Source organism: Pseudomonas sp. 30_B, from assembly GCF_017491605.1.
GTDB lineage: Bacteria > Pseudomonadota > Gammaproteobacteria > Pseudomonadales > Pseudomonadaceae > Pseudomonas.
Genome location: NZ_JAFGYY010000217.1, coordinates 1 through 498, shown reverse-complemented (window position 1 = coordinate 498; position 498 = coordinate 1). Strand labels below are relative to the sequence as shown.

1 pseudogene is annotated in these 498 nt (G+C 68.3%); it reads left to right on the top strand.

The features are described from left to right. Positions 1-498, top strand: a pseudogene (locus J5M67_RS28005) (restriction endonuclease subunit R); the annotation flags it as partial.

The following is a 498-nucleotide window of genomic DNA, read 5'->3' as shown; positions in this document are numbered from 1 at the left end:
CAGCTCACGCGCCGCACGATCGCGAAAGTGCTGATCGAAAGCGGCCGGCTCGACGAGTTCCCGCTCAATCCGCAGCGCTTCATCGCGCTCGTCGCCGCGGCGCTCGAGCGTTGCAAGCGCGACGCGCTCGTCGACGGGATCGAGTACAGGCTGCTCGGCGAAGCGCAGGTGCACGCGCTTTCGCTGTTCGAGAGCGAGCCGCTCACCGGCTATCTGTCGAGCATGCGGCGCGGCGCGGCGAAATCGATTCACGAGGACGTGCCGTGCGACACGCCCGCCGAGCGCGCGTTCGTCGAATCGCTCGAACAGGACGACGCGGTCAGGCTGTACGCGAAGCTGCCCGGCTGGTTCAAGATTCCGACGCCGCTTGGCAGCTACAGCCCCGACTGGGCGGTGCTGATCGCCGAAGGCGACGGGCCGCGGCTCTATTTCGTCGTCGAATCGAAGAGCGGCGTCGCCGACGGCGATCTGCGCGCTGACGAGCGGCGCAGGGTCCAG